General features: G+C 38.3%; 27 protein-coding genes. 18 read left to right on the top strand and 9 right to left on the bottom strand.

Annotated elements, in window-relative coordinates:
* The first annotated feature begins 351 nt into the window (after window positions 1-351).
* The 15 genes from AC27E9_RS07375 (at window position 352) to AC27E9_RS07305 (ending at window position 14,923) form a co-directional block, all read left to right on the top strand.
* Window positions 352-2,967 (top strand): TonB-dependent receptor, encoded by a 2,616-nt coding sequence (locus AC27E9_RS07375; RefSeq protein WP_487128744.1) that lies wholly within the window; start codon window positions 352-354, stop codon window positions 2,965-2,967.
* A 544-nt stretch (window positions 2,968-3,511) separates the two neighbouring features.
* Window positions 3,512-4,291: a DUF3450 domain-containing protein gene (locus tag AC27E9_RS07370; RefSeq protein WP_487128742.1), complete on the top strand. Its 780-nt coding sequence runs from the start codon at window positions 3,512-3,514 to the stop codon at window positions 4,289-4,291.
* Window positions 4,291-5,634 carry a MotA/TolQ/ExbB proton channel family protein gene (locus tag AC27E9_RS07365; RefSeq protein ID WP_487128740.1) on the top strand — a complete coding sequence of 448 codons (1,344 nt, stop codon included), beginning with the start codon at window positions 4,291-4,293 and terminating at the stop codon, window positions 5,632-5,634. Before AC27E9_RS07370 ends, AC27E9_RS07365 begins: the two co-directional genes overlap by 1 nt.
* The gene (locus AC27E9_RS07360; RefSeq protein WP_487128738.1) at window positions 5,634-6,158 is read left to right on the top strand and encodes a MotA/TolQ/ExbB proton channel family protein; all 525 of its coding nucleotides are present in this window, start codon (window positions 5,634-5,636) and stop codon (window positions 6,156-6,158) included. Before AC27E9_RS07365 ends, AC27E9_RS07360 begins: the two co-directional genes overlap by 1 nt.
* A gap of 12 nt (window positions 6,159-6,170) precedes the next feature.
* Window positions 6,171-6,572, top strand: a complete 402-nt coding sequence (locus tag AC27E9_RS07355; protein ID WP_487128736.1) for an ExbD/TolR family protein — start codon at window positions 6,171-6,173, stop codon at window positions 6,570-6,572.
* A 3-nt stretch (window positions 6,573-6,575) separates the two neighbouring features.
* Window positions 6,576-7,193 carry an energy transducer TonB gene (locus AC27E9_RS07350; protein ID WP_487128735.1) on the top strand — a complete coding sequence of 206 codons (618 nt, stop codon included), beginning with the start codon at window positions 6,576-6,578 and terminating at the stop codon, window positions 7,191-7,193.
* A gap of 2 nt (window positions 7,194-7,195) precedes the next feature.
* A complete protein-coding gene (locus AC27E9_RS07345; protein ID WP_487128733.1) occupies window positions 7,196-8,455 on the top strand; it encodes a tetratricopeptide repeat protein in 1,260 nt (419 codons plus the stop codon).
* Window positions 8,456-8,663: 208 nt separating this feature from the next.
* On the top strand, window positions 8,664-8,786 hold the full coding sequence (locus tag AC27E9_RS07340) for a hypothetical protein (protein WP_487128731.1): 123 nt from the start codon (window positions 8,664-8,666) through the stop codon (window positions 8,784-8,786).
* A 23-nt stretch (window positions 8,787-8,809) separates the two neighbouring features.
* Window positions 8,810-9,193 (top strand): response regulator, encoded by a 384-nt coding sequence (locus AC27E9_RS07335; RefSeq protein WP_487128729.1) that lies wholly within the window; start codon window positions 8,810-8,812, stop codon window positions 9,191-9,193.
* Between the two features lie 54 nt (window positions 9,194-9,247).
* The gene (gene apt, locus AC27E9_RS07330) at window positions 9,248-9,793 is read left to right on the top strand and encodes an adenine phosphoribosyltransferase (RefSeq protein WP_487128728.1); all 546 of its coding nucleotides are present in this window, start codon (window positions 9,248-9,250) and stop codon (window positions 9,791-9,793) included.
* A 9-nt stretch (window positions 9,794-9,802) separates the two neighbouring features.
* Window positions 9,803-12,124 (top strand): DNA polymerase III subunit gamma/tau, encoded by a 2,322-nt coding sequence (dnaX, locus tag AC27E9_RS07325; protein ID WP_487128726.1) that lies wholly within the window; start codon window positions 9,803-9,805, stop codon window positions 12,122-12,124.
* A 63-nt stretch (window positions 12,125-12,187) separates the two neighbouring features.
* Window positions 12,188-12,517, top strand: a complete 330-nt coding sequence (locus AC27E9_RS07320; RefSeq protein WP_487113408.1) for a YbaB/EbfC family nucleoid-associated protein — start codon at window positions 12,188-12,190, stop codon at window positions 12,515-12,517.
* A gap of 89 nt (window positions 12,518-12,606) precedes the next feature.
* Window positions 12,607-13,215 carry a DsbA family protein gene (locus AC27E9_RS07315; RefSeq protein WP_487128724.1) on the top strand — a complete coding sequence of 203 codons (609 nt, stop codon included), beginning with the start codon at window positions 12,607-12,609 and terminating at the stop codon, window positions 13,213-13,215.
* A gap of 166 nt (window positions 13,216-13,381) precedes the next feature.
* On the top strand, window positions 13,382-14,446 hold the full coding sequence (locus AC27E9_RS07310) for a beta-ketoacyl-ACP synthase 3 (protein ID WP_487128722.1): 1,065 nt from the start codon (window positions 13,382-13,384) through the stop codon (window positions 14,444-14,446).
* Between the two features lie 87 nt (window positions 14,447-14,533).
* Complete coding sequence (locus AC27E9_RS07305) at window positions 14,534-14,923, top strand: acyl-CoA thioesterase (protein ID WP_487128720.1); 390 nt, start codon at window positions 14,534-14,536, stop codon at window positions 14,921-14,923.
* A gap of 96 nt (window positions 14,924-15,019) precedes the next feature.
* Here the strand turns inward: AC27E9_RS07305 and AC27E9_RS07300 are convergent, their stop codons facing one another.
* The 6 genes from AC27E9_RS07300 to AC27E9_RS07275 form a co-directional block, all read right to left on the bottom strand.
* The gene (locus AC27E9_RS07300) at window positions 15,020-15,259 is read right to left on the bottom strand and encodes a hypothetical protein (protein WP_487128718.1); all 240 of its coding nucleotides are present in this window, start codon (window positions 15,257-15,259) and stop codon (window positions 15,020-15,022) included.
* A gap of 146 nt (window positions 15,260-15,405) precedes the next feature.
* On the bottom strand, window positions 15,406-15,693 hold the full coding sequence (locus AC27E9_RS07295; RefSeq protein WP_487128716.1) for a hypothetical protein: 288 nt from the start codon (window positions 15,691-15,693) through the stop codon (window positions 15,406-15,408).
* 150 nt (window positions 15,694-15,843) lie between these two features.
* Window positions 15,844-16,050 carry a hypothetical protein gene (locus AC27E9_RS07290; RefSeq protein WP_487128714.1) on the bottom strand — a complete coding sequence of 69 codons (207 nt, stop codon included), beginning with the start codon at window positions 16,048-16,050 and terminating at the stop codon, window positions 15,844-15,846.
* A 36-nt stretch (window positions 16,051-16,086) separates the two neighbouring features.
* The gene (locus AC27E9_RS07285; RefSeq protein ID WP_487128712.1) at window positions 16,087-16,329 is read right to left on the bottom strand and encodes a hypothetical protein; all 243 of its coding nucleotides are present in this window, start codon (window positions 16,327-16,329) and stop codon (window positions 16,087-16,089) included.
* Window positions 16,330-16,425: 96 nt separating this feature from the next.
* Window positions 16,426-17,406 (bottom strand): methylenetetrahydrofolate reductase, encoded by a 981-nt coding sequence (locus AC27E9_RS07280; RefSeq protein WP_487128710.1) that lies wholly within the window; start codon window positions 17,404-17,406, stop codon window positions 16,426-16,428.
* A 159-nt stretch (window positions 17,407-17,565) separates the two neighbouring features.
* The gene (locus tag AC27E9_RS07275; protein ID WP_487128708.1) at window positions 17,566-18,519 is read right to left on the bottom strand and encodes a tRNA-dihydrouridine synthase; all 954 of its coding nucleotides are present in this window, start codon (window positions 18,517-18,519) and stop codon (window positions 17,566-17,568) included.
* A gap of 171 nt (window positions 18,520-18,690) precedes the next feature.
* Here AC27E9_RS07275 and AC27E9_RS07270 point away from each other — a divergent pair, with 171 nt between their 5' ends.
* The 3 genes from AC27E9_RS07270 (at window position 18,691) to AC27E9_RS07260 (ending at window position 20,284) form a co-directional block, all read left to right on the top strand.
* Window positions 18,691-19,113 (top strand): HvfA family oxazolone/thioamide-modified RiPP metallophore, encoded by a 423-nt coding sequence (locus AC27E9_RS07270; RefSeq protein ID WP_487128707.1) that lies wholly within the window; start codon window positions 18,691-18,693, stop codon window positions 19,111-19,113.
* Between the two features lie 116 nt (window positions 19,114-19,229).
* Entirely contained in the window at window positions 19,230-19,895 is a 666-nt protein-coding gene (locus tag AC27E9_RS07265) for an SDR family oxidoreductase (protein ID WP_487128705.1), read from the top strand.
* Window positions 19,889-20,284, top strand: coding sequence for an MGMT family protein (locus AC27E9_RS07260; RefSeq protein ID WP_487128703.1), 396 nt, complete (start codon window positions 19,889-19,891; stop codon window positions 20,282-20,284). Before AC27E9_RS07265 ends, AC27E9_RS07260 begins: the two co-directional genes overlap by 7 nt.
* A 47-nt stretch (window positions 20,285-20,331) precedes the next feature.
* Here the strand turns inward: AC27E9_RS07260 and AC27E9_RS07255 are convergent, their stop codons facing one another.
* From AC27E9_RS07255 to kynU, 3 genes are read right to left on the bottom strand one after another with little or no spacing between them, the layout of a single operon-like run.
* On the bottom strand, window positions 20,332-21,243 hold the full coding sequence (locus AC27E9_RS07255) for a tryptophan 2,3-dioxygenase (protein WP_487128701.1): 912 nt from the start codon (window positions 21,241-21,243) through the stop codon (window positions 20,332-20,334).
* A complete protein-coding gene (locus AC27E9_RS07250; protein WP_487128699.1) occupies window positions 21,236-22,636 on the bottom strand; it encodes an FAD-dependent oxidoreductase in 1,401 nt (466 codons plus the stop codon). The genes AC27E9_RS07255 and AC27E9_RS07250 overlap by 8 nt, the downstream gene beginning before the upstream one ends.
* The gene (gene kynU, locus AC27E9_RS07245; RefSeq protein ID WP_487128697.1) at window positions 22,636-23,931 is read right to left on the bottom strand and encodes a kynureninase; all 1,296 of its coding nucleotides are present in this window, start codon (window positions 23,929-23,931) and stop codon (window positions 22,636-22,638) included. Before kynU ends, AC27E9_RS07250 begins: the two co-directional genes overlap by 1 nt.
* Window positions 23,932-23,941 lie beyond the last annotated feature (10 nt).

Genomic DNA, 23,941 nt, shown 5'->3' with positions numbered 1-23,941 from the left:
ATATCAGGTTTTTTGTTTTAATTGCTTGATTGTCCTTGTTTTTTTTTGCTTTTCTCAAGTGCTTTTACTTCCCCCTTAAATATTTTTCTTCTTGTTACAAATGGTTGTACTGAGGCTTGAGTTACGATATCTCATGTTTGTATAACAAATTGTTTTTATTGTTTTATTTTTCATTTTGTTATGTGTTTAATATTTTTTCTGCTTGTGACCGTTTTGACTCGTTTACAAGGCGACGTTTAATATCTTGGCATCTTTTATCGGGATAACCGCTAAAAAAATAAAAGACAAAATAGTCTTAAAATCAATATATTAAAACAAAAACGAAGTTCATAAGTGGGCTCAGGAGTGAATATGTTAAACAGAAGTAAAGCAGCAAAAGCAGTAAGCCTTGCCATGTTAGTAGGTGTTGGTGCATCAGCACCTACTACATCAGTATATGCCGCAGACCAAGCAGCAAAAAGTGTAGAGCGTATTGAAGTAACAGGCTCTCGCATTAAACGCGCAGATATGGAAACTGCAAGCCCTGTAACGGTAATTGACGCTTCAGCAATCTTAGCGACTGGTGCAACATCAATTGATGGTGTTTTACAAAGCATGACTGCTGCTGGTGGGGCAATGACTAACCCTGGTATTAATAATGGCTCAGGTGGTAACGCTCGTGTTAACTTACGTGGTTTAGGCGCAGCACGAACTTTAGTACTTGTAAACGGTCGTCGTATGATTTCTTCTGGAACTGGTGCAGCGTCTTCTGTTGATTTAAACACAATCCCTGTTTCTATGATTCAACGTATTGAAGTACTTAAAGATGGTGCTTCAGCTGTATACGGAACTGATGCCGTTGCGGGCGTTGTAAACGTAATCTTAAAGCGTGACTACGAAGGTTTTGAAATGAACATTCAAACAGGCATGTCTGGCGAAAATGATGCAAATGAGTCTAGTATTGATTTTACTTTAGGTGGTTCGTCTGACAAAGGTAATATCGTCGTTGGTGTCCAATATACTGACCGTGGTGAAGCGAGTCAGGCAGACCGTGACTTTTCGAAGTGTCCAATTGCTGAAGGTGATGACGGCCTATTTTGTGCTGGTAGTGTTTATGCTGAGGGTGGACATATTTGGGGTGACACAGCGGATTTAAGTGGCCGTGGCGGCGAATATCACGACTTCGTTTATTCAGGTGATGATAATGATCGCTTTAACTACTCGAAAGACAGTTACTTATTTACACCTATGCAACGTTTAAACCTTACTGTAAATGGTAGTTATGAGTTATCTGACGATTTAATGTTTTTTACAGAAGCAATGTACACAAAACGTTGGTCTGAGCAACAAATGGCACCACAACCTATTTGGAATAGCGAAGCTTGGGTTTACGATTCATCTTGGATGAATAAAGAATTATTGAACCATGGTATTGTTGATGGCGAAGAGCTAGATTATGGTCGTCGTATGTCAGATACAGGTACACGTGACTTCTCACAAGTTGTTGATACCGTACGTATCGTTTTAGGTCTAGAAGGTGAGTTAGAAAATGGCTTTGCTTGGGATCTATCTTATAACAAAGGCCGTAACGATTCTGTAGATAAACTTTCTAACCTACACAATATTGGCGCAATTAACGATGCTGTGCAAAACAAAGAGTTTGACCCATTTACGCAATCTTCTTGGACTGGCGACTCAATAGCACCATTTATTTATACCGAGTTAAACTCTGGTGGTAGTGAAATGGATATTTTTGCTGCTTCATTATCTGGCGAGTTAATGGAAGTACCAGCTGGTGTTATCGGTTTTGCAGCAGGTTATGAGCATCGTTTAGAGTCAGCATACTACACTCCCGACTCTTTAACAGCACAAGGTATGGCTAACGATCCACGTGTTGAACCAACTTCAGGATCATTTAACGTTAATGAAGCATACCTAGAGCTTGCAATTCCATTGCTAGACGATATGCCATTCGCTGAACACGTAGAGCTTAGTACTGCAGTGCGTTACTTTGACTACAATACATTTGGTAGCGATAATACATGGAAGCTAGGTTTAACATGGAAAATGAATGACCAAGTAATGCTTCGTGGTGTGGCTTCAACAGCCTTTAGAGCACCAACAGTAGATGAGTTATTTGGTGGTGAATCACCGTCATTTAATCAAATTACACACCCTGCATCAGCACATACCCAAGCAGAAGTAACTGTAGGTGGTAATGCTCTTCTTACGCCTGAAGAAGCTGATATCATGACGGTTGGTGTAGTATTAGAGCCTGTATTTGTTCCTGGACTATCAATTACCTTAGACTATTATGATATTGAAATTACTAATGCTATTGGTTCTGTAGATAATAACTACATCGCAAACCTGTGTATGGATGCTGATGGTAATAATATCAACAATGATTCTGCCGTGTGTCAATCTGCAAATATTTCAATCGATGGCACAGGTCGTATTGCATTTAACAACGGTTTACAAAATATCGGTGGTCAATCTACTGCAGGTTATGACTTCAATGCTACTTATGCATTTGAAACTGCTGGCTTGGACTGGCGTGTTAGCTTAGATACTTCTGTATTAGATCACTTTGAAGAGTCAGACCAAGATGGCAATATCATTGATTACACTGGCTTTGTTACTTCTGGTAGCGGTGCTTATGCAGATATTAAGTCTAATTTAACTGTGAATGTAAAAGGCGATAGTTGGGAAGCAACTTATGAAGGGCGCTACATTGACGGCATGGACTCTTTATCATGTGACAAAGACCCTGCAAGCTGCTACGCGCCAACAGTAGGTTCTGTCGTATATCATGATTTATCAGGTGCTTATTTTTACAATGAAAATATTACATTCTCTGGCGGTGTAAATAATTTATTTGATAAGCAACCTCCATACTACTCAGGTAACAACGACTCAAATACTGACCCGTATACTTATGATGTGTTAGGTCGTTACTTCTTCGTAAAGGCTAACGTTAAGTTTTAATTGCTAGACTTTACTAAAAGTAATCAATAATTATAAAGCCAGTCGATTGACTGGCTTTTTCATTTTTATATTTTAAAAAGCTGAAAGTGAACACTTTACTTATTGAGGGTAGTTAATATCACCATTTCAAGAGGCATAAATATAAATAATTGTTTATACAATTTTTATATTGTTTATTAACTCACCAATTAATGTTTTTTCTCAGTATAAATTGTAAATATTATTGACTTACTACGAAAGAGTTAGTAAAACATACTCAGCATATATTTTTACAATTAGAAGGAATGTTTGTAATAGCGAAAATTAACGATAATATTTGTTATCAACTGAATATTGTGTTTAATTCTCGTTACAAAAAAGTTTATTTACCTATATATAGGTAAAATAGGCTGTCTTTTTAATGTACTTAGTTGACAGCATCGCTGTCGTCTGGGAATATTGCATGGTTTTATTCTAGAGAAATTAAAACTTAAAATGGCAGATTATTAAATTTGCGTTAACAATAAGCTTGTTATCAAAATTCAATAGCAATTGGTTGGGAACTATGTCCAAATTAAGCAAGAAAAGCCTTATCGCTTCGACGATTATTGGCGCACTAGCATTTTCAGCGAGTAATATCGCTGCAGCAGATGCATTAACAGATCTACAAAAAGCAGAAGCTCAAATTTTTAAAGCTTCAAGCAAATCACAAAGCAAAATCGACAATATTTACGAGCAAACTCAAGAGCTATTAGCTGAGTACCGTAATACAGTTGATGAAGCTGATGTTCTTAAAGGTTATAACGATCACGTACAACTTATGGTTGATGATCAAAAAGCTAATATTAAATCATTAGAAGATCAAATTGGTGGTATCGATAAAACCAAGCAAGGTGTTGTACCATTAATGTACAAAATGATTGATACCCTAGAAAAGTTCGTTGATCTTGATGTTCCTATGAACATCGAAGCTCGTAAAGAGCGTATTGCTGGTTTACGTAATATCATGGGCGATTCGGACGTTTCAGTTTCTGAACAGTTTCGCTTAGTACTTGAAGCTTACGAAATTGAAGCCAACTACGGTACTGTTTTTGCTGCGTACCAAGCTGAATTAGATCTAGGTGACCGCATGGTTACTGCTGATTTCCTTCATATGGGACGTATCTCATTTGTTGCACAATCTCTTGATATGAAAAATGCTTGGGTTTGGAATAATGAAAGCCGTGCATGGGAAGCTTTAGGGGATGAATACTTAAAACCAGTTACTGATGCTATTCGTATGGCTCGTAAGCAACTTCCACCTGATCTAGCTAAACTTCCAGTATTTGCAGCAGGAGCAAAATAATGAAAAAAGTAATTAACTTTGTATTACTTGCTGCTTCAATGACAGTAGCAACTTCAGCGTCAGCGAATCAATTAGATGATTTACTAAAGCAAGTTAAAGCTGATCGTATTTCCGAAGCTAAAATTGACAAGCAACGTGAAGCTGAATTCATGTCGGCTCGCTCTGACAAGCAATCTTTACTTAATAAAGCGAAGAAAGAATTAGCGAATCAACAAGCACGTAACAAGCGTTTAACTAAAGAATATGCTGCTAACGAAATTACCTTGGCACAAAAAGCTGTTGAATTAGATAACGCTAAAGGTACGTTAGGCGAAATGTTTGGTGTGAGTCGTGCTGCTGCCGCTAATGCATACGGTGCTATTGCAACATCAATTGTTTCAGCTGAATACCCAGGACGTGGTGAAGTGTTAGACGTAATTGCTAACTCAAAAGCTATTCCTGAATTAGAACAACTTGAAGAGTTATGGTTTGCACTGCAAACTGAAATGACGCAATCAGGTGAAATTTCTAAGTTTACCGCTGAAGTAACTAACTTAGATGGTTCAAAGTCAACAGAAGAAGTTACCCGTATTGGTACGTTTAACTTAGTATCTGAAAATGGCTATTTAACGTATAATGACGAAGTTGCTCAAGTTCAGCCTCTAGCTAAACAGCCTGCTGGCTACATTGCCGGTGCAGCAGCATCATTCTTTGGTGAAACCTCTGGTTACTCTCCTTTTTATGTTGATCCTTCACGTGGCGCAATCTTAACGCTTGAAACACGTAAGAAAACCTTAATGGAATTCTACCATGAAGGTAAAGACGTTGGTTATGCAATCACTGTTTTACTTATCATTGGTTTAATCATTGCTATTGAACGTATGATTGTTCTAAGTGCGATGAGTGCTAAAATCCGTTCTCAAGAGAAGAATCTTGATCAACCGAACGAGAATAACCCTCTTGGCCGCTTATTGAAAGTTTACTTTGATAACAAGTCGGTTGATGCTGAAACGCTTGAGCTTAAGCTAGATGAAGCAATATTACGTGAAACACCTAAAGTTGACCGTGGTATTAACTTAATAAAGATGTTCGCAGCTATTGCTCCTCTAATGGGTCTATTAGGTACGGTTATCGGTATGATTATGACCTTCCAAACTATTACATTATTTGGTACAGGTGACCCGAAAATTATGGCGGGTAACATCTCACTAGCGCTAGTTACAACTGCTTTAGGTCTGATTTGTGCATTACCACTTATCTTAGTACACAGTATTGTTGCAAGTAAGAGTAAATCTGTATTACAAAAATTAGACGAGCAAAGCGCTGGCTTAATCGCTGCGATTGCAGAGAAGGAGTCTAAATAATGTTATTCCTGATAGAGCTTTGGGAATCTGTCAGGAGTTTTATTGCGACTGGCGGTGACGTACTATACGTTGTTGCCTTCGCACTCTTATTGATGTGGATAATGATGATAGAGCGTTATTGGTTTCTATCTAATGTGTATCCAAAAATGAAAGACGATATTGTCGGACGTTGGGATGCCCGAGAAGATACTACTTCTTGGTATGCACATCGAATTAGAGATACTTGGATCTCCGAAGCGACAGAACTACTAGAGCAACGTATGCTCACAATTAGAACCTTAGTGGCAATGTGTCCACTTATTGGACTACTTGGAACCGTAACCGGCATGATCGGTGTGTTTGAAGTTATGGCACAACAAGGTACAGGTAATCCGCGTCTGATGGCGTCTGGTATATCAATGGCAACAATCCCGACAATGGCGGGTATGGTTGCTGCATTATCAGGGGTGTTTTTCAGTTCAAGGTTAGACGCTAAAGTTAAACTAGCAAAGGCTAAACTGGTTGACAGTTTACCTCATCACTAGAGAGATATTCGAATGGCACGTAAACGTATTCGTGAAGACGAAGAAGCAGCAATAGATATGACACCGATGCTTGACATCGTATTTATCATGTTGATTTTCTTCATCGTAACTACTTCTTTTGTTAAAGAAGCTGGTATTGAAGTTAATAAGCCAAAAGCGGCAAATCAATCTAAACAAAAATCAGCTAATATCTTTATTGCAGTTAAAGATACTGGTGAAATTTGGTTAGATAAACGTCGTGTAGATGTTGAACGCGTTGCGGCTAACATTGAGAAATTATTAGCTGAGCAACCTACTGATGTTGTAATCATTCAAGCTGACAAAGACGCAAAACATGGCGTTGTTGTTAAAGTAATGGATGCAATTAAAGAAGCGGGCATAGATAGAATTTCTATTGCTGCAGCTAAGGGGTAGTTTATGGTTCGCTTTTTAGTATCTATACTACTAGGCGCCGCCGTAACTTTTGCACTATTTTCTTTTATGGCATTTCTTGTCTCTAGCGGTGATAGAGTTAAAGAAGAGCAATTAGATAATATTATTGTTGAAGTTAATACGACGCCACCTAAATCAGCAGCTGAGAGGCGCCAGCGTGTGCCACCTCCGCCGCCGCCGCCGCCAAAAACGCCACCTAAGCCTCAAGCGCCTGAGCCTGAGACAAATAGTAACAACGGTGGACTAACGTTTAATATGCCGGGCGTACAATTAGCCGGTGCTAATGCGGGTATTTCTGCTCCTGGAGCAGGTTTTGGTCGCGATGGTGATGCGACGCCAATCGTACGTATTGAACCTAAGTATCCAATACAAGCGGCTCGAGATGGTAAAGAGGGCTGGGTTAAGCTTTCATTTACTATCAATGAAATTGGCGGTGTTGAAGATGTTAAAGTTATTGAAGCTCAACCTAAACGAATCTTTAACAAAGAAGCTAAACGAGCTTTACGTAAGTGGAAGTACAAACCAAAAGTTGTTGATGGTAAATCAATGAGACAACCGGGTTTAACTGTACAACTAGACTTTAAAATGGACGGAGGAAATTAATAATGAATAAGATATTTTCATCTTTACTGTTAATTGTTTCAGTTGTTCTTATTCAGCTACCTGTTGCTAGCAATGTTGCGGCAGCTGGTGCTGAAAAGTCTGAAAAACCAAAACGTAAAACGCAACTCGTTGGCCCTAGTGTTGGTAAAAAAGTGGGGAAAGCATTTGAACTTTACTCAGTTGACGACATTCCAGGTGCGCTTGCTATTTTATTAGACATTGATGCTAATAAAGAGTTTGATAAAGCTTATGTTGCTCGTTTCATTGCGGTAATGTACGCCACTATGGGTAATGAAGAAGCTAAGGCTATTCAATACCTTAAAGCAGCTGTCGAACCAGATATTCTTAATGAAGTTGAGCACGGTGAAGGCTTAAAGTTATTAGCAGATCTTCAGATGCAAACCAAAGATTACAAGGGTGCATTAAAGAACTATAAAGCTTGGATGGACTTTACTGGTAAGTCAGATGGTGATACTTGGACTAAGATTGCAAATGCACATTATGCATTAAAACAGTTAGATAAAATGATTGTTCCTGCAGATAATGCGATTGCGGCCTATGGCGACAAACACAATAAAAATCCATATATTTTAAAAATTACTTCATATTATGAAAGTAAAAAATATAAGAAAGCGGTAAATGTGTTGGAAACCGTAGTTCAAATATTCCCAGAAGATAAAACTTGGTGGACTCAGCTAGGTATGTTTTACCTTTTGATTGAAGATTATAAGAGAGGCTTAGAGACTTTAGATCTTGCTTATAAGCAAGGCTTTCTTGAAAAAGAATCTGAAATCAAGACTTTAGCAAGTTTATATTCTCAAAACGAAGTGCCATACAAAGCTGCAATAATACTAGAAAAGAATATTGACTCTGGTTTGGTACAGCGTGATGATAAAAACTTATCTTCATTAGCAAATGCTTGGCATGCTGCGCAGCACATTGATAAAGCTGCAAAGTATTATGGTGAGCTCGCTAAAATGACTAATCTTGCAAAGCATTACAGCAAACAAGGTATGTTATTGAAGCAAGATGAACAATTTAAGACTGCAATTGTAGCCTTAAATAAAGCGTTGGAGCTTGGTGTTAAAAATGAAGGTAAACTTCATATGAGCATCGCAGAGTCGCACTTTTATTTAGAGCAATATAAGCAAGCCTACAAAGCGATTAATTTAGCAATGAAAGATCCAAAAACTCGCAAAACTGCGAAAAGTTGGGTTAGCTTTATTAAAGATACTGCACAGCGCAAGAAAGTTTCTATCTAGAAATATTTATTTGTGATGTTTAAAAACCAGCCTTATGGCTGGTTTTTTTTGCTCGTACAAAGTACAAATTTACTTTAATAACTTCCACTTACATTTAGTTTGCATACTTCTCCCGTCTGAAAAGTTTGATCTAGATCAAATAATGCTGTTCAAAATAGAGTTTTTGGTCTACAATCCGCGCCGTTAATTTGTTGTAGGAATATTAATCATGTCAGAAGAAAACTTTAAAGATAGCTCATCAAAACGTCACCTATTCGCCGCAGTTTTAGCTATGTTTGCCGCACCGTTATTGCCAATGTTAGCAGGCTGGTTTACAGTACTTGCAAGTTAAATTTTAGAGAAACTCCCTTCGAAATGCATATTCTCGTTGTTGATGATAAAGAAGTTATATTAACAAGCTTAAAAGAAACTTTAACCGCACATGGTCATCAAGTTGACACGGCTTGCAATGGCCTAGACGCATCTGAAAAGTCTCAAAATACTATATATGATTTGTTAATAGTTGATCATTTAATGCCTATTATGAATGGCATTCAGTTAGTAAAAAGACTTCGTCAAACGGAGACTTATGCATTTACGCCAATTATTTTTATGACTACTCAAGGCATGAGTGCTGTCCAGTCTGAATATGATAGTGGCTTGTTCACTGGTTTAATAGATAAACCAATAGATGAAGATAAGCTATTAAGTTTGATTGCAAGTCAGCAAAATTCAAATACTCGCTACCTGTCACTATAAATTTAAGGCGTTTTGCTTTATTCTGTAGCTAAAATTTAATTTAACTTTTAGAACATGACAGAATCACAAATCAATACGCTAAAATTAGCCATTCACACCATCCCTGATTATCCAAAAGCCGGAATTTTATTTAGAGATGTTACTGGCATACTAGACAATGCGGAAGCATTTACATTAACCATTAATATATTAGCCGATAAATATAAAAACGGCGGTTATACTAAAATAGTAGGCACAGAAGCACGTGGTTTCTTATTTGGTGCTCCTTTAGCCGCGGCAATGGGCCTAGGCTTTGTACCTGTACGTAAGCCAGGTAAGTTACCAAGAGCAACTTTCGCGCAAGATTATCAACTTGAATATGGTCACGATACATTAGAGATACATCAAGATGCTTTAACAGCTGATGATAATGTATTGATCATCGACGATCTATTAGCAACCGGTGGTACTATTGAAGCAACCACAAAACTAATTCGACGTTTAGGTGCCAATGTTACCGATGCAGCGTTTGTTATTTCGTTACCGGATTTAGGTGGTGAAAAGAAGCTTGCCGATATGGACTTATCTGTTTTTTCTTTACTGCAATATGCAGGTGATTAAGGCAACATAATGAGCTATCAGGTTTTAGCAAGAAAATGGCGTCCAAAGTCCTTTAGTGAATTAATGGGACAAGAGCATGTTGTTACCGTACTCGTTAATGCGTTAACCCAGCAAAGATTGCATCATGCTTATTTATTTACTGGTACTCGAGGTGTTGGTAAAACTACCATAGCTCGAATTTTTGCTAAAAGCCTGAATTGCTTACAGGGCATTACTGCATCGCCATGCGGTATCTGTGACGCTTGTGTTGATATTGATCAAGGTAAGTTTGTTGATTTACTTGAGATTGATGCAGCATCACGCACTAAAGTTGATGATACCAGGGAAATATTGGATAACGTGCAATATGCACCAACGAGAGGGCGTTACAAAGTCTATCTCATTGATGAAGTTCATATGCTTTCCCGCAGCAGTTTTAATGCGCTACTTAAAACATTAGAAGAGCCTCCGGAGCATGTTAAGTTTGTTTTAGCGACAACTGACCCGCAAAAGCTGCCTGTTACTGTATTGTCTCGTTGTTTGCAGTTTCATTTAAAGGCGTTAACGTTACAGCAAATAAGTGACAAAATTAGCGAAATATTAACCAATGAATCAGTAAACTATGATGATGATGCTATAGCGTTATTGGCCAAAGCAGCTCGTGGTAGCATGCGTGATTGTTTAAGTCTAACTGACCAAAGTATTGCACAAGGTAACGGAACAATTAGTCGCTATGATGTTCAGCAGATGTTGGGTGGGGTTGACCGAGATTGGATTTATAAAATTGTAATTGCATTGCTCAAGCAAGACTCTGCGTCTTTAATGCAACTATCATTGGAAATCGCTTCCTACGCACCAAGCTATAGTCGTTTAAGTGCTGAATTGATCCAATTGTTGCACCAAATTGCTATGGCGCAAGTGGTTGATACTAATTTTAGTTTGCCAGCTGAATATCAGCAAATGCTTAAACATTTTTGTCAGTTAATGTCACCTGAAGATGTACAGCTTTATTATCAAATTGTATTAAATGCTCGTAAAGATTTACCTTACGCTGATGACGAACAAGCGGCGTTTGATATGATGCTGTTAAGGCTATTAGCTTTCAAACCTGTTACTAATAAACAAGAATTAGTGAATAGTACTCATGATGATGTTGGAGAAGCTAATGAAGACATTCAACAATTTAATGACATAAAATTCTCACAAAACAGCACTGAGTCAGTTATCAATAAGCAAGTCAGTGAGACTTCCGTTGTTGAAAATATGCCAGCAGAAAATGTGTTGTCGGAATCAACTGAACCATCGGCTAGCCATAATCTAGAAAGTACCCAGCAGAATACGAGTGGTGATGAAGTACGGCTAAATGAACAAAATACCGAAAAGCCATTGCCTGAAAACAGTATTACTATTGGCGATACAAATGCTGAGCAAGCATTAGCTGACGGACAATTAAGTGAAGACGTTACGGCATTAAATAATGAATTGTTGGCAATAGAGCAGCAAGCAAGTGCACTAAGCCAAGAGCCTTCATTAACAAGCCATCAAGCAGAAAATGCAGTAGAAACCGTAGAAAAGACAACTGATAAATCAACAGCAAATGCTTCTATTGATTTAGAATCTAATAAAGATGAGGCGAATAGCTCGCCCGATAAGACAATAATACCTTCTCAAGCCTCGACTGAAAGTCTAGTTGAAGAGCAAGCTTCTGCATTTAGTTCGCCGGTTGCATCAGCAATTGCCACGCGGAATATGTTGAGAAGTCGGAAAAAATCACTGGAGGACGAAGGAAAAAAGTCTAGTGACGCAAATATGCGTCAGCCAGTTGATGCAGGGCATAAGCATACTGATACTACCGATGTAAAAGTTAGTAAAGCAGAAAATAAAAAAGTAAATGTACCAGATATTTCTACTTTGCCAGAGCAGCCTTATAATGAAGAAATCATCGACCCAGCAAGGATTAAGAAAGCTAATCAAGTTGATAAGTGGGCTCATATGATTGATAGCATGTCGTTAATTGCACGTTTACGTCAATTAGCTATACATGCAACCATAGATGAGAAATCAACTGACGATTTGCTCATTCTTCAGTTAGATCAGACGATAAAGCATTTAAATAGTGATGCTGCACATAAGCAATTAGAGCAACATATTTCCGAATATTTACAGAGAAAAGTAACCGTTGAACTCAATATTGTTGAGAAAACTGTTGCTGACCCTTATCAAATACAGTCTGACATAAACAGCAAACGTTACGAATATGCTAAGCAGCTATTAGCGGAAGATACGATTGTGGTTGCCTTGCAAGAGCAATTTCAAGCTGAGCTTGATCAAGAAACCATTGTAGCGCGTTAATCGTTACTTGAATTTTAGGCCGTTAACTACTATCGTTGGCGGCATATTACTTTTGGAGTGAAAATTATGATGAAAGGTGGCATGGGCAACTTAATGAAACAAGCCCAACAAATGCAGGCTAAAATGGCCAAAGCCCAAGAAGAACTTGCTAATATGGAAGTAACTGGTGAGTCTGGCGCTGGTATGGTTAAAGTAACAATGACAGGTAACCATAATGTTCGTCGTGTTGCAATTGACGATAGTCTGATGGAAGACGATAAAGACATGCTAGAAGACTTAATCGCTGCAGCAATGAACGATGCGGTACGTCGTGTCGAAGAGCAAAATAAAGAAAAAATGGGTGCTTTAACTGGCGGTATGCAAATGCCTCCAGGGATGAAAATGCCATTTTAATTTTAATTTTAGCTTTAGCTATATTAAAGCCCAGTTATGCTGGGCTTTTTATTATGTAAATTTTAATAATTGATTTAATGGAGCTATAGATGAACACAAAGTTGTACTATGTTTATGATCCAATGTGCAGTTGGTGTTGGGGCTATGCGCCAACTTGGCAAAAATTACAGCAGAAATTAGCACCGTATATCGATATTCAGTTTTGTGTCGGTGGTTTAGCTGAAGATTCAAATAATGTTATGTCAGATGAAATGCAGACGTTTTTAAAACAGACATGGTCAAAAATTTCACAGCAACTTGGCACTCAATTTAACTTTGATTTTTGGCAAAACTGTCAACCGAGGCGATCTACTTTTCCCGCATGCCGAGCAGTGCTGATTGCTCGACAATATGGTAAAGAAAATGAAATGTTTACAGCCATTCAGCATGCTTATTATTTACGAGCAAAAAATCCTTCCAACCTCGATGTATTAACTCAACTAGCGGTTAATATTGGCCTAAATAGTGATGATTTTGTTTCGAAAATTCAAAGTGAAAAACTTCAAGAGCAATTGCTAAAGGAAATTACATTCTCACGTAATTTACCTATTAATGGCTTTCCATCATTAGTGCTTGTCAATAATGGTCAAGTAACTGTTATTCCAATTGACTATCAAAATTGGCAAATTAGTTTTGATGCAATTAAATCTAAGCTCTAATTTACTAGTTGCTTATGTTTAATGTTTTTAACTGTCACTTTAGTAACAAATTAGTAATTTAAGCCTGCTTTTGCCGATAAAATTCGATATTTTATAGTATGATAATGCCAGAATTAGAAGACAAACTTTGCCGACTAAGCGCAAAGTTTTTGTGAAAAGGTTAACTATGACATATGCAGCAATTACTGGTTGGGGAAAATGCCTACCACCAGCAACATTAACAAATGATGATTTAGCTACATTTCTTGAAACTGATGATGAATGGATTACCACTCGCACTGGTATGAAAGAAAGGCGAATCTCCCACGTAACTGTCAGTGAATTAGCGCATGTGGCTTGTGCACGTGCACTAGCTGCAGCGGGAAAAACCGTTGTAGATGTCGAGCTGATTGTTTTTGGCAGTACAACGTTTGATGAACTTTGTCCTAACGCCGCTTCAAATGTTCAACGTTTATTAGGTGCCGATAACGCTGCATGTATGGATGTTAGTACTGCCTGTACTGGCGGCATGTATAGCTTAAGTGTTGCTACGTCCATGATCAAAAGTGGAGTAGTTAAATCAGCTTTAGTTATTGGCGCGGAAACTATTTCACCTATTATGGATTGGAGCAACCGTGATGTAGCTGTGTTATTTGGGGATGGAGCTGGAGCACTTTATTTAGAGCAAAGTGACGAAGAGTCAGGTGTTATTACAGAAGCTCTAGGATGTTACGGTGAATCTCGTGACATCTTGTCTGTTGAAGGCTGGGGGATGAAGTATGCCAATAAAGACCGAATTCTTGGTCAAAGTAATTGGGCGTTTCTAGGCCAAGAAATCTTTAAGAAAGCTGTTGCGGGCATGGCACAAGCGTGTGATAAAGCGCTAGCAAAAGCAGAGCTAACAGCCGAGAAAGTGAGTAGCGTTGTTCCTCATCAAGCAAATTTACGTATTATTGATACGTTAGTGAAACGCCTAAAAATGGATAAAGGCAAAGTATTCGTTAATATTCACAAGTATGGCAATATGTCAGCAGCAACAACATTAGTTGCATTTGTTGAAGCCATTGAAGAAAACTTTATTGCAAAGAACTCTTACGTATTATTACCAGCTTTTGGTGGCGGGCTAACTTGGAGTGCGCATGTTGTTAAATGGGGTGATAGAACTCATGCATTGGCTACAACTGACGTTTCTTTACCTATTTGTGAAAAATCAGGACTCGAAATAGTTACCGAGATAATAAACGCTAAATAAAGCCAAACCCATTTATTAATGATTTATCACTTTGAGCTAACTTAACTATTATAATTAGGTTAGCTCTCTATTCTTGCAAGGAAAAATATGCGATTTTTATCTCGCCGTTTAATTTTACCGAATGATCTAAATTATGCTAACTCACTTTTCGGTGGTAGGGCATTGGCATGGATTGATGAAGAAGCTGCTATTTACGCTATTTGCCAGCTTGAAACTAAAAGCTTAGTAACTAAGCATATAGGGGCCATTAACTTTGAGTCGCCTGCTCAACAAGGGGATGTTGTCGAATTTGGCTTATCGACAAAGTCGGTTGGACGTAGCTCTATTACCATTACGTGTCTTATGCGCAATAAAGTAACAAAGAAAACCATATGTTTAGCTGATGATATTGTTTTTGTTCAAGTTGATCCTGATACTAAACAACCGATTCCACATGGGAAAACTCTAGCTTCTTTAACTGACCCTTTCGACGAGTAATAACTACGTATCTAAACGAATAAAGTATTTTAAACTTAATATTTACTCTTTCGTAAATATTAAGTGGTCACTTGTCGCTAAAATAATCGTAACTAATTATGGCGCTGAGAAGCGACTATTCTGTGGCGTGAAAAGTGTCATGAGCTTTTGCTTCATTCTCGTTCTAACTTTTTGAGAAAGCCCTAAGCTAAATAATATAGTTGAGATAGCAAATACAACAGTAATGGTTTTAACAAGCTTTGCGCCAGACACTAACATCAAAATTAACATTAATACTGTGTATGCAAAACCTAATGCAGCAATACACAAAAACAAGCCTTGAAGTTCTTTATACATATTCGACTCCTTATTGGTATTTAGGTTAGCAAACCTTTTCGTTAGGTACTAGTGGATATATTTCACTATGTGTTACTAATCTTTTCACGCTAAAGCGCTTGAGTTAAATATTTGATAGGGCTTTTACATTATTTTACTTTGTTTGCTCAGTTTTCACAGCTTTTGCCGTTACCTTGGCCATTAACACCAAGTACTTTATTAGCGCCGTCAATCATAAAAGTAAGTTGGCAATAATTATTGGCGAGCTTTGCTGCGCTACTGTGATGAAATTGAACCACTTTATTACCGTCTTCAAGCTTAAGGAAGCTTGACGGTGTGCCATATTCAGCAATTAGGTTACCGAGTGATTCGCCTCGCCATTGTATGGCGTTAGGCTGAGATGAGCATGAACATATCAGAATTATCGAAATAATACTTACCGCAATGTTTTTCATCAGTAACCTCATCTGTTTGTTGCATAGCGCTAGAATGAGGTTGATTATAAAATGAACAATGTGCAAATGTAAATTATGTGTCTAAATGTAATAGATGTGAAATAATTTCTCAGTGTGCAGTTATATGAACGAACGTTTGCTAGGTGTTTGTTATTGCTCATTAACATCGTTTAGGTATTGTTGGTACCCTTGAGCGCCAAAATAACGAATTGATTTTTTAAATGTCACTCTTTTTGCAATAAGCTGGTCATGGAGAAAAATTTTAACAATTTGTTTATCCCCATTAGTATCACTTTTTACGCTGTGAAGGGGATTATTTCGCAAATTATCATACTCTGTGCGCATGATCAGCTTCATGGTCTACCTATTTATGATGGCTAGTTAGAATTAACTTTACAGATTATCAATCTCTTTTTTCACATTATAACCTTCGTCAGTAACTATTTTTTCTAATACTTGTACTCGCTCTTCCAATGTCGCTACTGTTTTTCTCATTGCAATTGCTTGTTCGTCACTTTGGTTATTATGATTAAGGGTGCGTTCTTTAAATTCCAAGTGTTTTTTATACATGTCATACATCACACCAAAACCTACTGAGATAAAAACAATTGCAACTACCATTGCTGTACCTGACATAACAATATCCTTTTAAGGTATTAACTAACTTGAAAATTCTAATTGGTATTACGTTAAAGCATAGCGTATTTTAAGGCAAATTTAATCTGCTATTCGCTAGCCGCTAGCCGCTAGGCGACTTAGTTCTTGTTTCGCTAAATAGTTATCCATTGTAGAACGTAATAATTTGTATAGCAGAATTGAACCGTCAATTTCTTCTTTGCGATTGGTTAAACTTTCAATATTTAAGCCTAGAGGTAAATTATAAGGCAAAACGGCATCTAAAATTTGAACGAGCGTGTTGCTTGAAATTCGTAGTGACTCATACAGCGGATTTTTGGCATTTAATATGCGCAAACTAGTCGCTTCTGGCACACTAACACCAAGCCATTCAATAAACTCTAAGGTTTTTTCACTACCACAAGGCGAGAAGGTTAATATGATACGCTGGGGCTTTACACCTTGCTGCTGACACTCAATAGCATATCGAGTCAGCATGTCTATGGTAGCTTGTGCGTTATAAATCGCTTGTGAAATAAAGAAATTACAGCCTTGCTGATGCTTTTCTATTAGTTTGCTGTGTTCATTTCTTTTACTTGCGTGACGCTCAGCAATAGTAATACCGCCAATAAAAAAGTTATTGTCATTGGCTACTAGTGTTTTATAAGCATCTCCTAATGGCAGGCTAATATTGTTGCGTTGTGAGGGGCTACCAACAAGCACAATATCGCGCACTCCATAATCTTGCCAAGCTTCATTAGCCCACTGATTAAAGTCCTCATTGTTTGATTGCCCAACACTTTTATAAGTGATCACAGGTCGGCTTGATTTTTGGTTCAATAACGATGAATAGAGTCTAGGATCATGAGTCGATTTAAAAGGAAAAGGCCGTGGCTGTGACGTACGTGAGTCTTCATTTTGAATGTCGTAAACAATTAAGCCATCAAAATCAATATCACTTACACGCTCAAGTAGTTTATCGGCTATTGCTGAAACTTGTTCAATGGGAGTGTCATTTTTCGGTGGTGTTGTGCCAATAAAGTAGACGCCACGAGTGACATCGTTATAACGTGCTCTTAACTCTGAATCATTATTCACTGTTTTTACTTCTTATGTCTGCTAAAACCATCATGCTTAACAATTATCTTACCTTGTTGTTTATTAAAAAGCTGCGTCGGGCTAATAATTATTTTCACTTCGTTATGCCATGACATACGAACTAATAAATTCAATTGGCTTAAGTAGTTATTGATAGTATTAAGTTTTAGATAATTGCTCGACATGTTGAAGAATTTCATCTTTATTTTTTAGTAGTTTAATAGCGTTGAAGAGTAACTCAGCTTGCGGGTATTGCAGCTTTAGATAACGCAGCCATTGTTTTAATCGGCTAGAAAAGTAGTAGCTTTTATCGCCTTGTAGTTCTAACTCACTGTAGTGTTTTAGTAATGCACTTAACTCGTGCCAAGGCATAGGTGCTTCATTAAATTTGATTACGTTGGCTAAATTAGGAGTAGCTAATGCGCCACGGCCTAGCATTAGGTTTTCAGTTTGGCTTTGCACTAGACAATTTTTCGCATCAGTTTTATTCCATATTTCACCATTTGCAAATACTTCTAAGTCGAATTTTGCTTTTATTTCACCAATAAAGTGCCAATACGCTGGCGGGCGATATCCATCTTGTTTAGTACGGGCATGTATAGTTAGTTGATTTACTTTCGCTGATTCTATTGCGCTTACAATTTCATCGAGTTTTGAAGCGTCTTTAAAGCCTAGCCTGATTTTCGCCGATAATGTTTGCTCTGTGCCAATACTGGATCGTATTGCCTGAAGAATTTTATAGATTTGTTCAGGTTCATTGAGCAATACAGCCCCGCCTTTGCTTTTATTAACCGCTTTAGCAGGGCAGCCAAAATTCACATCAATACCGTGAGAGCCCATTTCTAGAGCACGAATCGCATTCTCTGCCATCCAATGTGGCTCTTGCCCTAACAATTGCATACGTAGCGGCGTACCACTTTGGGTTTTACAACCGTAGTCAAGTTCTGGGCACAAACGCCGAAAAACATGCTTAGGTACTAAAGAATCTACAACCCTAACAAACTCAGTAATACAAAAGTCATATTGGTTCAACGATGTCAGTAAATGACGCATTAATTCATCCGCGACACCTTCCATAGGCGCGAGTATTATTTTTTTTACTTGAGGTTTCATGAAGATAACGCTAGGCTCAATTGTGTTGTAGAGAACAAAGTTCTTAAATTAAAATTAACTTAGTTTAGAAAAATTTACAGCGCTTGAAATTTATTTACACCGTGTATGGTCTTTGTAAATAGCTATACTTATAGATGTAGTGTCAAATTGAAAAATTAAAAGGAAAACATAATGAAATTAATCAAAAAATCTTCAATTGCGGCTTTATTAGGCTTGTTTGCATTAACTGTTGCGGTAACTATGCCTGCTAAAGCTGAAACTAACCCTTTTGCTGTGCAAGATGTAATGACTATTGTTTCTGCTGACGATCACAAAAAAGGTAAGTGTGGTGAAGGCAAATGTGGTGAAGGTAAAGCCAAAGCCAAAGGTAAGTGCGGCGAAGGCAAATGTGGTGAAGGTAAAGCTAAGGCCAAAGGTAAGTGTGGCGAAGGCAAATGTGGTGAAGGTAAAGCTAAAGCCAAAGGTAAGTGTGGCGAAGGCAAATGTGGTGAAGGTAAAGCTAAAGCCAAAGGTAAGTGTGGCGAAGGCAAATGTGGCGAAGGTAAGAAAAAAGCTAAAAAAGGTAAATGTGGTGAAGGGAAGTGTGGCGAATAAGGCCAGCTTTAAACTTCTAAGCTAAATTTATACCTAGATAAAAACCACTTCACTTGAAGTGGTTTTTTGGTTTTAATGCTTAGTAAATTAAAATGATTAAATGACAGAGTCGTAATATGAATAATAATGTTGTGATCACAGGGGCTAATCGCGGTATTGGCTTAGCAATGGCAAAACACTTCAAAGCGCAAGGTGACTCGGTTTTTGCCCTTTGTCGACAAACAAGTGTTGAACTTGAGCAACTTGACGTAACGGTTATCGAACAGGTTGATGTTGCCACAGATGATGGCATTAAAAATATGAATGAAGCACTTGCCAATATCACTATAAATATTTTGGTTTGTAATGCGGGTATATTGCGAGATGAAAACCTGGCTAATTTAAATTTAGAAACAATAAGGGAGCAGTTTGAAGTGAATGCGATAGCGCCGCTCAACATTGTTGCTAATTTGCAACAGCAATTGCAACCTAATGCAAAAGTTGCATTAATAACGTCTAGAATGGGCTCTATTGCCGATAATAGCTCGGGTGGTCGTTATGGCTATCGAATGTCAAAAGCCGCGTTAAATGCAGCGGCAATGTCGTTAACACATGATCTCGCAGGTGAGGCTATATCTGTCGGTATTTATCATCCAGGTTATGTACAGACAGATATGGTGAACTACGGCGGTGACATTAGTGCTGATGAATCAGCATTAAGATTGGTAAATTTAATTAACCAGTTATCTATGGCTGAGAGTGGCGTATTTAAACATTCTAATGGCGAAACATTACCTTGGTAGTCTCAAGTAATAGTCAGAAGCTTGAGACTGATAGCCAATATAATGTTAAGCATATTAAAATTTGGCAAACAGTGCAGGCTATTCCAGCCGGTAAAATAGCTTGTTATGGGCAAATAGCTGATCTTGCTGGTTTACCTGGCCGAGCACGGCTTGTTGGTAAAGCATTAGGTGCTGTTCCTAAGTCTGGCTGGCGAGGGCAAGAAGTACCTTGGTATCGAGTGTTGAATTCACAAGGTAAAATATCGTTTCCGTTAGGAAGCGAGCACTTTGAACGTCAAAAAGGTTTATTACAAGAAGAGCAAGTTGTTGTCATTGGCGCACGGGTAAAGTTAGCTCGGTTTCAATGGCAACCTGACTTGGCTGAGCTTTTATTTGTGTTAGAGCATTAGCGAAAACATTTGAGTGTTTATTCAAACTCAAATGTTTTCATGTGATATTAAAGATGCGTTCTAACTTCGAGTAATTCAGGGAAGAAACTAACATCTAAGGCTTTTTTCAGAAATCCGACACCGGAAGAGCCGCCTGTTCCCTGTTTATAGCCAATAATACGTTGTACTGTATACATGTGTTTAAAGCGCCATTGTTGAAAAGCATCTTCAATATCAACCATTTTTTCCGCTAACTCGTACAATTCGAAATACTTATCTGGCTGTTGATATACAGCTAACCATGCGGCTAATACTGAGTCGTTACGCTGATAAGGCTGACGAATATCTCGTTGGGTTATGCCATTGTCAATATCAAATCCGGCCTTCGCTAAGGCAATAATTACCTCATCATATAAGCTATTTTGAGTTAAGAGTTCATTCAAGTCGTTATAAGCATCAGAGTTAGCCTTGTGAATATTTAACATTTCGGCATTTTTGTTACCTAATAGAAACTCTAATTTCCGATAACCGTAAGACTGGAAACCTGAAGAGCGGCCTAAATCATCGCGAAACTTTAAGTAATCGCTTGGGGTCAGCGTTGATAAAATATTCCATGACTGGGTTAATTGCAAAAATATTTGTTTAACGCGTGCAATAACCTTGAAAGCAGGGCCAAAATTAGCTGATTTTATATAATCAACAGCACATTGTAGCTCATGTCCTGCAAGCTTTAACCAAAGTTCACTGCTTTGGTGAATAATAATAAACAGCATTTCATCATGCTCATTACTAATTGGTTTTTGCGCTGATAGTATTTGTTGTAATTGTAAATAGTCGCCGTAAGACATTTCATCTTCAAAATTTTGATGAATGCCATCTTCAAGGGGGCGAAAGTTTTCATTTGTATCGCTTGTTTGTTGATGAAACGGGCAACCTGAGCTTGTTGTCGTTGAGGTACCCTTTACATTATCCTTAGGCATTGTTGTTTTCCTCATGGCTAAATGCTGCTTCGGTAAGTTGCTGTAATTTATGGTAAACAAAATCCTCTCGCCAGCAGTTTTCGATATCAGGTATTTTCATTATTTGCTGCATTATTGCTTGCTGAACATCACCAATTTTTAGTGCTTGCGCGTAAGGCAATAATGGTGAAAAGGTAACCATGGAGTATAAAGGCGTCCATAATTTAGGGTGCCGTTGATGAAACTCGGCTTCAATTTTCTTTTGCAATAAAAAGCTTGCTTGTCCTGAGTATTTGCTCATTTCAATAAAATTTCGTTTTGCGAGCTCAGTAATAGCATCGGCATTAATTTTTCTTGCGGTTTGATAGGCGGGAAATATTTCTGACCAATTATTGTTATGTTGAGTAATTAACTCGTTTAATATTCGGCAATCTTCAAAGCCACAATTCATGCCCTGACCGTAGAAGGGCACCATAGCGTGAGCGGCGTCGCCAATTAATGCCACTTTATTGTTGATCACCCAAGGATCAACATTAACTAAAAACAGCGGATTAGCGTTTTTTGCCATAAATTCATCAATAGGGTTTTCTAGTAATGGCATGGCATCGGCAAAGTACTGCCGAAAAAATGCAGTTACATCATCACGTTCAGTTAAGCTTGAAAACGACAATTTTCCTTCATAATCGAGAAATAAAGTACATGTAAATGTACCGTCTGGGTTTGGTAATGCTATTAACATAAAGTCTTTGCGTGGCCATATGTGTAAAGCATCTTTATCCATTTTAAATGAGCCGTCATTATTGGCAGGAATATGCAACTCAATATAGCTTTGCGGCATATAGGTTTGACTATAGCTAAAGCGAGGCGTTTCTTGGGCTAAACGTCGTACTTTTGAATAAGCACCATCGGCACCGAAAATAATGTCGGCGCTGGTTTTATTGATACTGTGCTCGTGACTAAAACTGGCGCTTGCAATATCAAAGTCAACATCAACTAAACGTTGGTTAAAGGATAAATTTATTGTACTTTCTTGCTCTGCTAAATCGAGCAGTTGTTCGTTGATACCGGCACGGGAAACTGACCATATTGCTTGACCTTCTTTGCCGTAGGATTGCTCCGTAGTTGTACCGTCAATGGCATGCATTACCCGTTTATTCATGGCGATGGCATTTTGTTTAACTTTTTCAGAAATACCGACCGCTTCAAGTGCCAACCAGCCTCGATCGGATAAAGCGATGTTAATAGATTTACCTTGATAGATATTGTGAATGCGTGAATCGGGCCTAGACTCAAATAAATTCACTTGATGACCTTGGCGGGCTAGCATCACGGCGAGCAGCGTACCGACTGGGCCTGCGCCAGCTATGGTTATTGTTTTGGCTGTACTATCTTGGAGTGAGTTTTCTTGTGACATTAAATACACTCCTTTAAAATTCGAACAAAGTGATAAACATCCTGAAAGTTGTTATATAAAGGCACTGGCGCAACACGAATAACATTAGGCTCTCGCCAGTCTGTTGTGACGCCATTTTCTTCTAAAGTATTGTACATTGCTTTACCGTCTAGGCCTGCAACATTAACCATTAGTGATAATTGGCAGCCGCGCTGGTCAGCATCTGCGGGGGTAATAACACGTATCTTTTCACCTAATTCTAGTGCAATTAAATCAAGTAAATACTGTGTTAGTTTTAACGATTTATCACGTAAGACTGGCATGCCACCTGCAAGTTTAATGGTATCGTAAGAGCCTCGAACAGCGGCTAATGATAATACTGGCGGGTTTGATAGTTGCCAACCTTCGGCACTGGCAATCGGCTTGAACGTATTTTCCATTTTAAAACGTGTGGACTTATCATGTCCCCACCAACCGGCAAGGCGATTAAGTTCGGTATTTTCGACATGTTTTTGATGAATAAAGCAACCTGCGACAGAGCCTGCACCACTGTTGAGGTATTTATAGCTACACCAACAAGCAAAGTCGACTTGCCAATCATGTAATGACAATTCAATATTGCCAGCGGCGTGGGCTAGGTCAAAGCCAACTTTAATTCCTTTGGCATGAGCTACTTGGGTAATAAGCTTCATATCAAGTACTTGGCCAGTATAGTACTGCACGCCAGGTAGTAGTATTAAAGCTATTTCGTCGCCATGCTGAGCTATTATTTGCCACAAGTCATCATAATTTAATAGCTCTTCGCCGTCGCGTGGTTTCCAAAGTAGTAGGTTGTTTTCGACATCTTTGCCATGATGTTTAAGTTGCGATTCAACTGCGTAATGATCTGACGGAAATGCGTGATCCTCAATCAAAATCTTACTACGCTTTTTAATTGGCTGATAAAAACTCGCCATCATAAAATGCAAATTGGCCGTTAACGAATTCATCATGACCACTTCTTTTGGCAAGGCACCGACAATCTCAGCCGCTTGTTCGGTTAAGAATTCATGGTATGGCATCCATGGAAAGTCACCTTCAAAATGGCCTTTTACGCCGCGTTGTTGCCAGGCATCAAGTAACTCTATGACAGCCTCTCGGGCAAGCTTTGGCTGTAGCCCTAATGAATTACCCGTGAAGTAATATTCATTTTCACCTGAGGCTTGTTTTGGAATAGCAAAGTGCTCACGCATGTGGGCAATAGGATCTGCTTCGTCGAGTGCTAAGGCATAATTTAATGTATTGATTTCATTATCTAACATAGTATTTTTGCTCATAATTGTATTC

Source organism: Colwellia meonggei (assembly GCF_057537295.1).
Note: the sequence above shows the minus strand (reverse complement) of the source record. Positions and strands in the feature narration are given on the sequence as shown.